This window comes from Streptomyces sp. MCA2 (assembly GCF_023544705.1).
Taxonomy (GTDB): domain Bacteria; phylum Actinomycetota; class Actinomycetes; order Streptomycetales; family Streptomycetaceae; genus Streptomyces; species Streptomyces decoyicus.
In genome coordinates this window covers 54,503-67,798 of record NZ_JAMJFM010000037.1, presented here as the reverse complement: position 1 = coordinate 67,798, position 13,296 = coordinate 54,503, and the positions used below count along the sequence as shown (strand labels likewise).

The 13,296-nt window shown below is 66.8% G+C and carries 13 protein-coding genes and 2 pseudogenes; 9 read left to right on the top strand and 6 right to left on the bottom strand.

The window, feature by feature from the left end; translation table 11 throughout:
- Positions 1-288: 288 nt before the first annotated feature.
- Positions 289-1,212 (bottom strand): helix-turn-helix domain-containing protein, encoded by a 924-nt coding sequence (locus tag M8I34_RS27200; protein ID WP_374210995.1) that lies wholly within the window; start codon positions 1,210-1,212, stop codon positions 289-291.
- A gap of 191 nt (positions 1,213-1,403) precedes the next feature.
- On the opposite strand from M8I34_RS27200, the gene M8I34_RS27195 reads away from it, so the two are divergent.
- Positions 1,404-1,652 carry a hypothetical protein gene (locus tag M8I34_RS27195; RefSeq protein ID WP_250053547.1) on the top strand — a complete coding sequence of 83 codons (249 nt, stop codon included), beginning with the start codon at positions 1,404-1,406 and terminating at the stop codon, positions 1,650-1,652.
- On the top strand, positions 1,649-3,025 hold the full coding sequence (locus M8I34_RS27190; protein ID WP_250053545.1) for a serine hydrolase: 1,377 nt from the start codon (positions 1,649-1,651) through the stop codon (positions 3,023-3,025). The genes M8I34_RS27195 and M8I34_RS27190 overlap by 4 nt, the downstream gene beginning before the upstream one ends.
- Positions 3,026-3,334: 309 nt before the next feature.
- On the opposite strand, the gene M8I34_RS27185 is transcribed toward M8I34_RS27190, so the two are convergent.
- From M8I34_RS27185 to M8I34_RS27170, 4 genes are all read right to left on the bottom strand, one after another.
- Entirely contained in the window at positions 3,335-4,063 is a 729-nt protein-coding gene (locus tag M8I34_RS27185) for a hypothetical protein (RefSeq protein WP_250053543.1), read from the bottom strand.
- 420 nt (positions 4,064-4,483) lie between these two features.
- A complete protein-coding gene (locus M8I34_RS27180; RefSeq protein WP_250053541.1) occupies positions 4,484-4,957 on the bottom strand; it encodes a carboxymuconolactone decarboxylase family protein in 474 nt (157 codons plus the stop codon).
- Between the two features lie 578 nt (positions 4,958-5,535).
- A complete protein-coding gene (locus M8I34_RS27175) occupies positions 5,536-6,204 on the bottom strand; it encodes a trimeric intracellular cation channel family protein (RefSeq protein WP_250053539.1) in 669 nt (222 codons plus the stop codon).
- A gap of 783 nt (positions 6,205-6,987) precedes the next feature.
- The gene (locus tag M8I34_RS27170; RefSeq protein WP_250053537.1) at positions 6,988-7,578 is read right to left on the bottom strand and encodes a TetR/AcrR family transcriptional regulator; all 591 of its coding nucleotides are present in this window, start codon (positions 7,576-7,578) and stop codon (positions 6,988-6,990) included.
- 95 nt (positions 7,579-7,673) lie between these two features.
- Here M8I34_RS27170 and M8I34_RS27165 point away from each other — a divergent pair, with 95 nt between their 5' ends.
- From M8I34_RS27165 to M8I34_RS27150, 6 genes and pseudogenes are all read left to right on the top strand, one after another.
- Positions 7,674-8,048, top strand: coding sequence for a hypothetical protein (locus M8I34_RS27165; RefSeq protein ID WP_250053535.1), 375 nt, complete (start codon positions 7,674-7,676; stop codon positions 8,046-8,048).
- A 57-nt stretch (positions 8,049-8,105) separates the two neighbouring features.
- The gene (locus M8I34_RS27160) at positions 8,106-9,083 is read left to right on the top strand and encodes an alpha/beta fold hydrolase (RefSeq protein ID WP_250053532.1); all 978 of its coding nucleotides are present in this window, start codon (positions 8,106-8,108) and stop codon (positions 9,081-9,083) included.
- A gap of 367 nt (positions 9,084-9,450) precedes the next feature.
- Positions 9,451-9,642 (top strand): annotated as a pseudogene (locus M8I34_RS42020) (toxin-antitoxin system YwqK family antitoxin); the annotation flags it as partial.
- A 178-nt stretch (positions 9,643-9,820) separates the two neighbouring features.
- Positions 9,821-10,066, top strand: a pseudogene (locus tag M8I34_RS27155) (transposase family protein); the annotation flags it as partial.
- 8 nt (positions 10,067-10,074) lie between these two features.
- On the top strand, positions 10,075-10,203 hold the full coding sequence (locus M8I34_RS41445) for a hypothetical protein (RefSeq protein WP_284050858.1): 129 nt from the start codon (positions 10,075-10,077) through the stop codon (positions 10,201-10,203).
- An 849-nt stretch (positions 10,204-11,052) separates the two neighbouring features.
- The gene (locus M8I34_RS27150; protein WP_250053530.1) at positions 11,053-11,256 is read left to right on the top strand and encodes a transposase; all 204 of its coding nucleotides are present in this window, start codon (positions 11,053-11,055) and stop codon (positions 11,254-11,256) included.
- A gap of 42 nt (positions 11,257-11,298) precedes the next feature.
- Here M8I34_RS27150 and M8I34_RS27145 read toward each other — a convergent pair whose 3' ends face one another.
- Positions 11,299-12,213, bottom strand: coding sequence for a 4-hydroxy-tetrahydrodipicolinate synthase (locus M8I34_RS27145; RefSeq protein WP_250053522.1), 915 nt, complete (start codon positions 12,211-12,213; stop codon positions 11,299-11,301).
- Positions 12,214-12,284: 71 nt separating this feature from the next.
- Between M8I34_RS27145 and M8I34_RS27140 the strand changes: the two genes are divergently transcribed.
- Positions 12,285-13,280: a LysR family transcriptional regulator gene (locus tag M8I34_RS27140; RefSeq protein WP_250053519.1), complete on the top strand. Its 996-nt coding sequence runs from the start codon at positions 12,285-12,287 to the stop codon at positions 13,278-13,280.
- The last annotated feature ends 16 nt before the right edge of the window (positions 13,281-13,296 follow it).

The window sequence follows — 13,296 nt, the reverse complement described above, 5'->3', positions numbered from 1 at the left end:
ACCAGGGTCCGTCTTCAAACGGTTCGTATGTATGCCATGGGGCGGGGGGTGGTTGCAGGTGGGGCAGGTGCCTGTTCAGGTGGCCAGGAGGTGTGGGAAAAAGTCCAGGGTCCAGGCCTGGCGCGGCCTTCCTCTCCTGGTAATCATGCTCAATCCGCCAACGGGACTGTGCCTGGCGGACGAAGTCTTCGGCAGGAAGGCCGGCGAGAAGGTTCGAGATCCAGTGCTCTACCGGCTCACCGGCTCCTCCCTTACCGCTCACCGGCATCGAGGCGTTGTTGGCGCGACTTACGGGCCGAGTGCTTCGCGTTGTGCCGGGCTGAGGCGGTCCGGTCTCGTGGTGAGGGTGTACGTCTGGGGCCCGATGGACCTCAGGGCGAGGGGATCGGCGAGGGCTGGTTGTCGTTGGATCGCGTCCAAGGCGGCGCGGGCGCGGTCCCGGGGCCAGTCGAGCGCGGTGGCCAGTATGCCCAGGCTGAGCGGTCGGTCGGCGTGCACGAGGGCGGCGAGCACGGTCAGCGCGTCGTACACGGCGGTTTCGGTGAGGGCGCTGCCGCTCATCTGCTCACTGAGTCGGGCGAAGAACTGGCCCATCGTGCCGAGTCGGGCGCCGGCGGTCGACTCGGTGCCGAAGATCTCGATGCCCCGCTGTGCGGCAGTCGCGATGTTGGCGTGTGCGCCGGTGTCGGCTTGCCATGCCCGGAGCCAGGCGTCGTCGTCGATGACGTACCGCTCGCGGCGCCCGCCGGGATCCGGTTGCCGCACCACCAGTTCCATCGTCTCGAGGTAGCCGATGGACTTGGACACTGACGCAGGACTGACGCGTAGCCGGCGCACCAGGTCGGCTGCCGTCAGGCCGTCGGCATCAGCGGTGAGCAGGCACACGAACACCCGGGAGGTCATTCGCGGCAGGCCGGTCGCGGCCAGTAGCGCCGCGAACTCGTCTACGAAGCCGCGCTCCGCCTCGGACGGCTGCTCGTCGGTCGCCGGCTCCGCTGGCCGGGCCGGCTTGCGCCGGCGGGCACGGTGGCCGGAGACCTGCTGCGCGTGGTCGGCCACATAGTGCGCGTGCGCGCCGTTGAGTGCGACCTCGCGACTGATCGTGGACGTCGGCCGGCCGAGCCGTCGGCCGATCTCGGCGTACCCCAGCCCTTCGGTCAGCCACGCCGCGATGCGTCGGCGGTCCTCGTAGGTCAGTCTGCCTCCTGGCACCGAGGCAACTCCTCTCCTTGCGTTCAGCGACAGTACATTGCAACGACGCGATTGAGGAAGTTGCATTCATTCACAATTCTGTTGCAACGATCCATCAGGTAACGGGTACTTGGGCGCCAAGTTCGTTGACGCTATATAAAACGCAACGTAGCTTTTCCGCATTCGGAAAGAGAGGGCTCACGATGTACGTGATGGTTTTGTCGACAGTCTCGGACGACGGCAAGTTCTGGAGCGGGCTGAAGAAGGCACACGCCAAACTCCCCCAAGGCGCCACGTGGAAGCTGGCGGTCGCGAGCCAGGACGGAGCCAAGGCGGTGAACCTCATCACCCACGACTCCACCGATGGTGTCCGGGACTTCTTCGAGGCATACGTCGGTGCCTACGCCACGACGGAGTACTTCGAAGCGGACGCCGCGAACGCGGTCGGTCTCCCGCGATGACACTCGACGTACCACGGATCCAGGCCCGGGTCGCCGAACTCCTGGCGGAGTACGCAATCCCGAGCGCCGCGATCGGCGTGCTCCACGACGGAGAGCTCACCGAACTCGCGGTCGGCGTCAAGAACGTGGAAACGCAGGAACCCACGACGACAGAGACCGTCTACCAATGTGGCTCCATGACCAAGACGTGGACCGCACTGGCCTTCATGCAACTCGTCGACGAAGGGAAAGTCGACCTCGACGAGCCGGTGCGGACGTATCTGCCCGGCTTCGCGGTGGCCGATCCCGGGGCAAGCGCAAAGGTCACCCCTCGTCACTTGCTGTACCACACCAACGGTATTGAGGAAGCCTATGGCGACCCCGGCGAAGACGAGGACGTCTACGCGCACATGGTCGAGAACATCGCCGACGCACCCCAGGTCTTCCCGCCGGGCCACACCCACGGCTACAGCGCGGCGCTGGGTTACGCAATTCTCGCGCGGATCCTGGAGGTGCACGACGGCGCACACTGGGACGACATCATGCGGCACCGCCTCTTCGAACCCATGGGCCTGACCAGCACGAACAGCTGGCACGAGCAGGTGGACGAAGCCCGGGCCGCGACCGGGCACCTGATCCGTTCCCTGGAAGAGGGGCCCATCGTCACACCGATGCGCTACCTGCCACGCGCATTCGGCCCCGGCGGAAACATCACCTCCACCTGCCGGGAAGTGCTCGCCATGGCGCACGTGTTCCTCAACAAAGGCACGGCGCCAAATGGAAAGCGAATCGTCTCAGCCGAGAGCATTCGAGAAATGCTGTGTTCGCGGGTGCCCGTACCGGATCCGTATATGTTCGGGCCGGCATGGGCACTCGGCCTCATCGTAGGTGACTGGCACGGCGAAACCGTCTACGCGACCGACGGCAGTACGATCGGCCAGAACGCCCGCCTACGGCTCCTTCCGGACTCGAATACCGCCATTGTCATGCTGACCAACGGCGGACCGCGGGAGACCTTCTTTCACACGGTATTCAACGAGATCCTGACCGACCTCGACATGGTGACGATCCCGGAACTGCCCGCACCCGCCACGACGTTGAAACTCGACCCGTCCAGGTACGAAGGCGTGTACGGGCGCCCCGGCGCACGGTACGAGGTGTCAGCCGAAGACGGAAAGCTGTACCTGACCCTGGTCCTCGACCCGACGCAGGCAGCGTTCCTCCAAAAGCCGGACCGCATCAGATATGAGCTGCTCCCGGTGAGCGAGACCCATTTCCTGATGCCACCGGCAGACCCGTTGGAAGACACTCAGACGGTCGCGATCTACGACTTCACGCACGGCACTGCCCAGTACCTCCATACGAACTGCCGCGTGAACCCACGGCAAGGGTGACCGTGCAGTTTGCGATCTCGTCGCCGCACCCATCGCGATCTGCACGATCCGGTCGGGTCCTTAACAACGGCTAGGGTCCGTCTTCAGAGGTCATAGGGCGGTGGATGGTGGTATGCCATGCTCTGACGTCCCCGACGATGTGATCGCGGACAAGGCGTACAGCTCACGCGGATTTCGCGGCTGTGTGCGATGTCGTGGCATCACTGTGCGGGGCTGGGCGTGCGGCGACGGCAGCCCTGCCCAAGGCGCTGAACTCCTCCAGCTCTATCTGCCCCAGCTGCACGCGGCCGCTCACTGTGATTCATGGCTTCACAGGGATGTTGAGGTTTTCAGCAGCCTGAGCGCGGCACAGCAGATGAGGAACACGGTGAGGCAGCACGATAGTCCAAGGGTTTCGATGCCGATGAGACTGGTGGTGCCATCGGTGAAGATGCAGTCGACAGCCGGGGGCAGAAGGCTGCGCTGGGTTTTCGTGATCTCGCCGGCGGGCGCGGAGTGCAGATGTGCCACCTGCCATCGGAAGCACTCGTTCCGGAGATCAACGGTCGACAGGCTCATGAGCGGGGCGACTCCGGTAGCCCAGATGGTGGCGGCGGCCGCCGGCGTGAGGACCGTGCCCGCTCTGGCCCAGCGCGGCGTACGCGAGTTGAGAGCTATCGCCCAGGCGACCGTGCCTGCCACGAGGAGGGCCGCGCCACACCACAGCAGCCATGTGCCCGCGGCTGTGGGGTGGCTGGGGCCGTACGTCGCCGAATCCGTCCAGTAGCACGCCAGGCGTGGGGGGAACGCGTCGACGCGGACGTGGGTCAGCGGATAGTCATCGTCGAGGGTCCGCTGCCCGCATATCTCTGCCGGTCGCGTCAATGCGAAACCGTAGGCGAGTGTGTGGCAATACCCCACGATGCCCGTACTCATCCCCAACACCCACCATCGCTGATGCCGTGCGGGGTGGCGCCGACGCTTCCAGGCCGCGTAGACGAACGCCCCGACAATCAACCAGATGCCCAACACCAGCCACAGAAACAGCCACGCAAACATTTCGCCCCCTTCGTCTCACACCCAGACGGAAGGAGCCGGCTTGCGGTTGCGAGGCAGGGCCGGCCGGGCCACGTTCAGCAACACAGCGTCAGACACGGACACATGACGGTCACCCGGCATACACGCTCTGAGCGCTGTAGCTGACCCGGCGACTTGACTGCGCCGTGGCGGCACAGTGTGGATGTGTCGTCCGTCCGTCGGTCTCCTGGCGGAGTGCACCGGCATCGATTGTGTCGGGGGGTGGACTTCTGAATCGGTGGCATGGGCGGGGGCCTGGAAGCGGTGATTTCCAGGCCCCCACCCGTGTCTGCGCGGGGACGGGCATACACGCGCGCCTTGCATACGCCGCCGCGCCGGACGGGCCGCGGCCCGCGGGCACACCGTGACCGCCGGACTACTCGTGGCCGGCGCCCAGGCGCGCTATGCGAACTGGCCGGGCTGGTAGTCGCCGGCAGGCTGCTGGATGATGACGTTCGCCCGGTTGAAGGCGTTGATGAGGGCGATCGCGCATACCAGGGTGGCGAGCTGTTCCTCGTCGTAGTGCTTGGCGGCGTTCGCCCAGGCCTCGTCGGTGACACCTCCGGCCGCATCGGCGATGCGGGTGCCCTGCTCCGTCAGCTCCAGCGCGGCCCGTTCGGCCTCGGTGAAGACCGTGGCCTCCCGCCAGGCCGCGACCAGGTTGAGCCGTACCGGGGTCTCACCGGCCGCGGCGGCGTCCTTGCTGTGCATGTCGGTGCAGAAGCCGCACCCATTGATCTGGCTGGCGCGGAGCTTCACCAGCTCCTGCGTCGCGGCCGGCAGTGTCGAGTCCTCGAGCACCTTGCCTGCCGCGATGATGTGCTTGAAGACCTTGCCCACGGTCGGGCTGCTGAAGGCGTCCAAACGGGCACTCACGGTGATCTCCTCTGTTGTTGTCGGTGCTTGCACTCTTATGACGGCACAGCTCGCCTGGATGTGACATGACCGCCTGACCTGCGTCTTCCCTCCCGCGCCGCAGCGGGGACCACCACGACGGCGTTCACGTCCGCTGCCGAGCGGCCACCCTTGGCTCCGAATATCCCGTTCGGCGGCATGGCGCAGGGCACCTGAGACTGTGGCCGAGACCGCGGCATGGCAATGGGCGAGTCGATCAGCACCGCCGCCACAGCCCCAGTAGTGAACGTCTGCCTCCCGGGCGTGCAGCGCCTGAGGGCCTCGGTGACCGTGCGCCGCCGCGACCGCAGAGGGATCCGGCGGTACGACCTCGAACTAGCAGATACCCGACCGGGAAGACGGCGCTGTCACGAGCCCCACCTGGTGACCAGCATTCTGGCCTTCAGCGCTGGCGGAGGGGGTATTCCTGGAAGGAGGGCATTCCGGCCGTGAACCATTCCTGGCTACTCACCTACTCAGCCGGCTTGCGTGGCTCCAAGGCAAGCGCCTTGAGCGTTCCTCTGGTCGTAACGATCACCTCTCCAGCGCCAAGGTCAGCGTCACCCGCTGGCAGAGGTGTCCGCGGTTCTGCGGCTGGTGCGGTGCCAGGCTCGGGGTGCGCGCCAGCCGTACCGCAGCGACAGCATGCGCAGCGCGAAGGCGAGCAGGGCGGCGGCGGACATGGTGGCCGCGTTCAGGGTGGAGGTGCGCAGCAGAAGCGCAACCGTGCTAGCGCCGACGATTGCCGGCACGGCGTACATCTCCCTGTCCCAGCGCAGTAGTTGGGGCACTTCGTTGGCCAGCACGTCACGCAGCATGCCGCCGCCCGCCGCCGTGGCCAGGCCGAGCGCGACCGAGGCGGGGAGGGACAGTCCGTACTGATGCGCTTTGAGGGTTCCGGTGGCGCAGAACAGGCCGAGGCCCGCCGCGTCGAAGACCAGCACCGCGTAGTTGATCCGCTCCACCACCGGGTGGAGGAAGAAGACGAGCGCCGTGGCAAGCAACGGCGTCAGAAAGTACCCGAGATCCTCGAAGGCCGCCGGAGGCACGGAACCGATCACCACGTCCCGGAACAGGCCGCCGCCCAGACCGGTGGCCTCGGCGAGAGTGGCCATGCCGAATACGTCGAAGTTCTTCCGCACACCCAACAGCGCCCCCGAGATGGCGAAGACGAAGATCCCGACGAGGTCGAGAGCATGCTGCACCGATGGGTCGAAGTACGTGTTCACAAGGCCCTTTCTACCGGGTGCCGGAAAGTGGGAGGCCGGCTGCCCCTGGTCCGCTGGGCCACGCGCAGCACTCCGCAGCACCGTCGTGCAGTTCGGACCCGACGATGACGTACCGTACGCGGTGCCCCACACCGGCCGTGACAGCAGCTGAGTGCCTGCTCGCTTCACGAGCTTAAGAGGCGCTGAGAGAATGACCTCCCGCACCCGGGGACCCGTCACGGTGATGGGTACGTACCCCTACGCGAAAGGCGCCTGAGGGGGAAAGCCCAGTTCAGGCGCCTTTCTCGAGCCCCTGGAAGAACCCCAGCTTCTTCGCCGAGTAGCTCACCAGCACGTTCTTCGTCTGTTGGTGGTACACAGCTCATAGCGGTGCTGACCTGCTGGACTGGAGGGTTTAACTGCGGTCGGCTGAGCGCAGGTCCGTGTATGGTCCGGATCTTGTCGTCAGCCATCCGCATGTTGGGGCAGGGCTGTCGACACCGCCCAGGCGGGTGACTGTCACCAGGCCACCGGCACATGATGAGGAGCAGCGCGGCGCGCGTGGTGATCCTCGGCCGGCCTGGCGACGACCGTGACCACTGACCCTCGCAGTGCCTTTTGCCTCCACAGCCTGGAGTGGGAGAGGCGGCGTGCTGGACACGAGCGCTGGGAACGGCTGTACGCGCATGAGTAGGGCCACCCGGTCAGATGCTGGGCTCGGGACGAGCCGGGCAGACACCGGTGCCCTGACGCACGGCGGGTTCTGCTCAGGCAGACGGCGAAGTCGGCTTTGCCGGACAAATCTCAGTCGCTCGCGCCGAGAGTCTGCGCAAGTGCGTCGAGGGTCACGTCGACGATGGCGCGCAGCCGCTCAGCGCTCGTTCCGGCTCTGCTCATGACGGCGAGGGACTGGTTCACGGCCGCAAGGTGGGTCGCGAAGGACTCGGCTGCCTCGTCGTCCAGCCGGCCGGCCTTCAGCGCGGCGCGTAGCCGGGTGTGCTGGAAGCCGATCGCCTCCTGTGCACGCGCCGCGACGCTCGCGCTCAGCACTGGGGTCGTCATGACAGTTTGGGCCACCAGGCATCCGTCGGGCAGACCGGGGTCCGCGATGCGTTCCAGGGTGATGTCGAAGAACGCCCGCGCGGCTGCCAGGGGCCGGTCGGCGGCGCAGGACAACGCGGCGTCGTACTTGTCTCCGTAGCGCGTGGTGTAGCGCTCCAGGCAGCGCATGAAGAGCGTGTCCTTGTCGCCGAGGGAGGAGTAGATGGAGCTGCGGTTGAGCCCGGTCGCCCGGGACAGGTCGTCCACCGACGTGTCCGCGTAGCCGGCCCGCCAGAACTGGATCATCGCGGCATCGAGCGCCGTGGCGATGTCGAACTGCTTCTTGCCTGCCATGCCGGCACCTCCCTCCTGCTCTGCCTTCTTAGTGGAGACCATCCTCCCATCTTGAACTAAGCAGTTCAAGATGGGCTAGGGTGAAGGCATGATTCATGGACGGATACCCCGCGAACCTCACAGCGCAGCGACACGCGCAGGGCGTGCTCGTGGTCGGCGCCATCGCGTTCGTCTGCACGACGAGACCGCAGAACCGAACGGCGTGCCGGCAGCCTCGTATCCGCCGCCCGGTCTTTCCCGACGGAGCAAGCCGGGTACGGTCGTTCGTCGCCGCCGGCGTGCTCGTCGCAGCCTCCGCGGGCGTCAACGGGTTCTTCTCCTCGCTGGCTCCTGCGTTCCTGCGCGACGACCTGGGCGTGTCGAACTTCGCCGTCGTCGGCGTGGGTGTCGGCGCGCTGCTGGCGCAGATCGTCATGCCTGCGGCCCTTGTGCGACGCGACATCGGGACGGCCCTCCCGGCCGTGGGTTGATCGTCATTGAGGCCGCGCTGTGGACGTCAACACACCTCACACCAGTGGAGGAGAACCATGAATGACCCCGCAAGCACCCCCCGCGACTCCGGCAACCCGGTCCGCGGCCTGCCGCTGCCCGACCTGGCCGGTTTCACCCACCGTTGGGTCGACGCGGGCGGCGTCCGGCTTCACGCGGTTGAAGGCGGTCAGCCGGACGGTCCAGCCATCGTGCTGCTCGCCGGGTTCCCTCAGACCTGGTGGGCATGGCGCAAGGTGATGCCGAACCTGGCCGACCGATTCCAGGTCATCGCGATCGACCTGCCGGGCCAGGGCCACTCCGAACGCCCGGACATCAGCTACGAAACGCACACGGCCGCTGCGCACGTCCACGCCGCGGTCAAGGCGCTCGGAGTCTCGACATACTGGCTGGTCGCCCACGACATCGGCGCGTGGGTCGCCTTTTCCCTCGCCTTGAAGTACCAGCGCCAGCTGCGTGGCCTGGCACTGCTCGACGCCGGCATCCCGGGCATCACACTCCCTGACGCCATTCCGACCGACCCCGAGCAGGCGTGGAAGACCTGGCACTTCGCTTTCCACCTCGTGCCCGACCTGCCCGAGACTCTGCTCGCCGGCCGCGAACGGGAGTACGTCGGCTGGTTCCTGAAGGTCAAGACCTTCTCCTCCGACACCTTTGATGACGCCGAAATTGAGCAATACGCCGCGTCCGTGGCCGCCGGCGGCGGTCTCCGTGCATCCCTGGCCTACTACCGGGACGCCGCCGAGTCGGCGCAGAAGAACCACGAAGCGCTGGCACAACAGCGCCTGACGGTCCCGATTCTTGGGATCTCCAGCAGCCATGGCTCCATCCCCGACATGGCAGCTTCCATCAGGCCGTGGGCCGACCACGCCACCGGGATCGTCGTGCCGGACGCAGGACACTTCATCCCCGATGAACAGCCCGATGCCGTCGCTGCCGCGCTGACCGACTTCATCACCGAAGACGATGGAGACTGGGCGGCAGCCGGTGTGAGGACCGGCACCCGAACCCCCTGACCGACTCAGTTGTCCAGCATCGCAGTACTGCGACTTCGTCTGGTCCGCTCTGCGGGTGACAAGCGTCGCCGAACTCGTCGCGCAAGGCCGCTCCAACCCCAGGGCACCGGTGTTTGCCCGACTCGTCCCAGCTTGTTGGTCGACGTCGGTGGTGGGTCCTGGAAGCAGGCGAACACGGCCCCTGCGGATCATGGAGTTCTCTACCCGAACTGCAACCACATGCTGCAAGGGCTGCCCACCAACCACGGGAGGTTCACCGGCTTCCCGCCGAGTGACGAGAACTGGAACTGGATCCCCTGATGGCTTCTGTACTGCGAATCGACGTTGATGATCCGAACGTCGACATGGATCATGCTCAGCGTTTGCTCTGTCGGGGCGAGCCTTTCACGGAGAAGTAGCCGAGTACCAGAGCGGACAACTGATCAGCCTGGAAGAGTACACCGACGGAATCCTGAACGGACAGTCCTACGAGTGGTACCAGGACGGGACGCTCCGTTCCGAGGGGATTGCCCGGGATGGCCGTACTGGGGGCGACTTCAAGGAGTGGCACCCCAACGGGAGCTTGAAGTCCCAAAAGTTCTTCGACAGTGCCATCGCTTCACTCCGCGAGGAGGAGACGTGGGACGAGCACGGCGTTCCGCTGACCTCGTGGCGCCGCGACGACGGCTGAACGGAACACACTGGGGCGTCGACCGGAGCCCTACGTCGATCGCGACTCTCTTCAAGGAGCTGCCCGGAACCGCCACGACTGCCGGGCCTTCGCCGAGTCGGGCGTCGACCGCGTCTGCCGGGACGCCCCGGTCCTGGCGGACGGCGGCTACCAGGGGACCGGAGCTCTGGTCCCGCACCGGCGCGGGCGCGGACAGGAGCAACTCACAGCCGAACGGGAAGCTGACAACGCTGTCCACCGCAGGACCCGGGCCCGGGTCGAGCACGTCTTCTCACGCATGAAGAACTGGAAGATCCTGCGCGACTGCCGCCTGGGCGCTGCGTGATTGCCGAGGAGCGCGTTCTGCCGGAGACCAAGGAGGCCGTCACCATCCTCACCTCGCCGCACGGCGTCACCACGCCGGATGGACGCGAGGAGTTCACGATGCGGCGTGACCAGCTCATCCGCTGAGTGCGAAGTTGTGCAGCCGTGCGAACGCCGAGTATCGCGTGGTGCACGCCGGCTCCGGACCGCCACACACCGCAGCTCAACCACGAACGCCCCCACACCCGAACCAGGTCACAACGAGTGTCAGTACTCCGCGAGGCGCCAGCCCCCGACATACGGGACAACCTTCAGGCGCAATGGGTTGGCGGGTCGTCTTCCTTGGGCTCGGTCACTTGCGGCTTGAGGAATTCGCACCGCGCAATGCGCGGCTCGATGATGTCGCCGGCCGCCCGGAGCCGTCATGTGCACCTTTGACCGCCACCTTGCACACTGGATCCGAGGAGACCCGGGCCACGAGGATGGATGGGGGCGAGGTGATCGCGAGGGCCATCATCTCGACCACCGGCGTCCTGGTTGTGTGCGACATGAGGGGTGACGGCGCCCAGCCCGAGGGACTCTGTCCGCGGAGCCCGCACCAGAGTCCACCCTGGTGTCTGCGACCGCCCTGCCGGTTCGGCGCCGGCAAACTGCCTCCGCGAAGCCGGACGGGCGCCGGCTCGAAGCGAGCGCATTTGCGGAGATCTGGACCGCGGCGTGCCGCATGACCCTTTCCTGATGGGTCATCAGGTGGGCGCGTGCAGTCGATGTGGGCGAGTGCTGGTGGTAGTCGGGTGGGGGCGAGGCTCCGACGGTCGGGACTGTGGCCATGGGGGCAGCGCCGAATGTCTGGTCCGGAAGCCTAGACAGTTTCGGTTGGATCAGCTGCTCGTTGGTCCTGTGCCGTTAACAGATGTGCAGCAGTGGGCGCGAATCGAGCCGTTGCTTCCGGGCCGGACGCCGAAGCGGGGTGGACGCTGGCGTGACCACCGCTAGGTGATCGACGCGATCGCCTTCAAGTTCCAGACCGGAACGCAGTGGGTCCACCTGCCGGAGAAATACGGCAACTGGCGAGGCGTCTACGGCCGGCTGCGGGTGTGGGCCATCGACGGCAAGGGAGCGAGTCTTCACCGCGCTGATGGCCCAGGCCGACGCGGACGAGCCCTCAACTGGACCGTGTCGGTGGACTCGCTGGAGTGACCAGTCGGGCCGCCCCAGTCGCATGCGCTCTTTGGCTTGAGGTCAGGTTGGGGACACGTGGGGTACACGGCTGCTGGTCAGGAGCGCCGCTCGGCGGACCGTACTGGTGGAAGCGGCCAGCAACGGCATCCGGACGGCCGGGCTGGGAATGCGTTCCTGAGCGTGCAGCACTCCCTTGATCACTGTCGGGTTCGGTTCGGCGAAGAGGGCAGCGGACAACCGGGCCAGCTCGGCCCCGAGCCTGCGGGCAGGTGCACCGGAGCCGCGGCGCCACAACGAGATCAGTTCGGCGTAGTCGGCGGTGCGCACATTGGCCGATGCGACGATTCCGCCGTGGGCGCCCGCCGCGACGAGCGGTGACAGGACGACGTCGTCGCCACCGAGCACGGCGAAGCCGGGCGGGGGACAGCCGAGCAACTCCACCGTGGTCGCGTCGATTGCGCCGGTCGCGTGCTTGATCCCGACGACCCCTGGCAGTCGGCTGAGTGCTGCGATCGTGCCGACGCTGAGAGTCTGTCCCGTGCGGTAGGGGATGTCGTACACGATCAGCGGCATGCCGCCGTGTTCGGCCAGCGCGGTGAAATGCGCGAGTGTCCCCGCTTCACCGGGCCGGATGTAGGGCGGCGCGGGAACCAGCGCCGCGGCGACGTCGCCGGTGGCCGCCAGCTCGCGCAGCGACTCGATGGCGGTGGCGGTGTCATTGGTGCCGACCCCGACGATCAGCGGGGCGCCGTGAGCGCGGCAGGCGGCGGAGCAGATTCGCACCACGGTCTGCTTCTCCTCCGCGCTCAACGTGGCCGATTCCGCGGTGGTGCCGAGGGCGACGAGTCCGGAGGCGTCGGCCGACAGCGCCTCGTCGGCGAGTCGGGCCAGTGCATCGGGGGCCAAGCGCAGGTCGTTGGTGAACGGAGTCACCAAGGGGACGTACAGGCCGTTGAAGATCGGATCGGGCTTCATGGTCCCACCCTGGCTCACACTGACCCGGTAGATCCATTTCTGATTTCTACCTTCATGCCTAAGCTGAACTTATGCTTGATGTTCGTCGTCTCCACCTTCTCCGCGAACTGGACCGGCGGGGCACTATCGCGGCCGTGGCCGAGGCCCTCACCTTCACCGCATCCGCCGTCTCCCAGCAGCTGGGTGTGCTGGAACGCGAAGCAGGCGTGGCCTTGCTGGAACGCAGCGGCAGGCGTGTGATCCTCACGCCCGCAGGCCGGTCCCTCGTCGCACACGCCGACGCCGTGCTGCAACGCCTCGAGCTGGCGGTCGCCGAGCTGGCAGGCGCGCGGGACGGCATCGGCGGGCCACTGCGTATCGGGACCTTCCCCTCCGGCGGCCACACCATCGTGCCCGCCACGCTGGCCGAGCTGGCCCAACGCCATCCCGCGCTGGAACCGATGGTGCAAGAAATCGACTCCGCCCGCGTCTCCGACGGCCTGCGAGCCGGCGAACTCGACGTGGCCCTCGTCCACGACTACGACTTCGTACCCGCGTCACCGGACACCACAGTCGACGAGGTACCTCTGCTGCAAGAGCCGATGTACCTCGTCACCAATGCCGCGACCAAGGGCGGCAGCGGCAGCGACACGCTGGCAGAGCTGCTCGGGCCCTATGCCGAGGCCCCGTGGATCACCGCACGGGACGGCACGACCGGTCACGCAATGGCCGTACGCGCCTGCCAGGCAGCCGGGTTCCAGCCGAGAATTCGCCACCAGGTCAACGATTTCCGCACCGTGCTGGCCCTGGCCGCCACCGGGCAAGGGGCCGGATTTGTGCCGGAAATGGCCACTGCACAAAGCCCCACGGGCGTGGTGCTGAACAAGCTGCCGTTGTTCCGTCGGTCGAAGGTCGCCTTCCGCGCGGGCGGCGGTACTCATCCGGCGATCGCCGCTTTTGTGGCCGCGGCAAGAGCGGCAGTGAGCTCCATGATCAGTTCAGGACGGGATGAGAAGCCCGCGATGCGCTACGCGGACTCCGGACAGGCGTTGCCGGAGCAGGGCGCCGAGGCGGGCCCAGCGAGTTGACTACGAACCGTGGGTC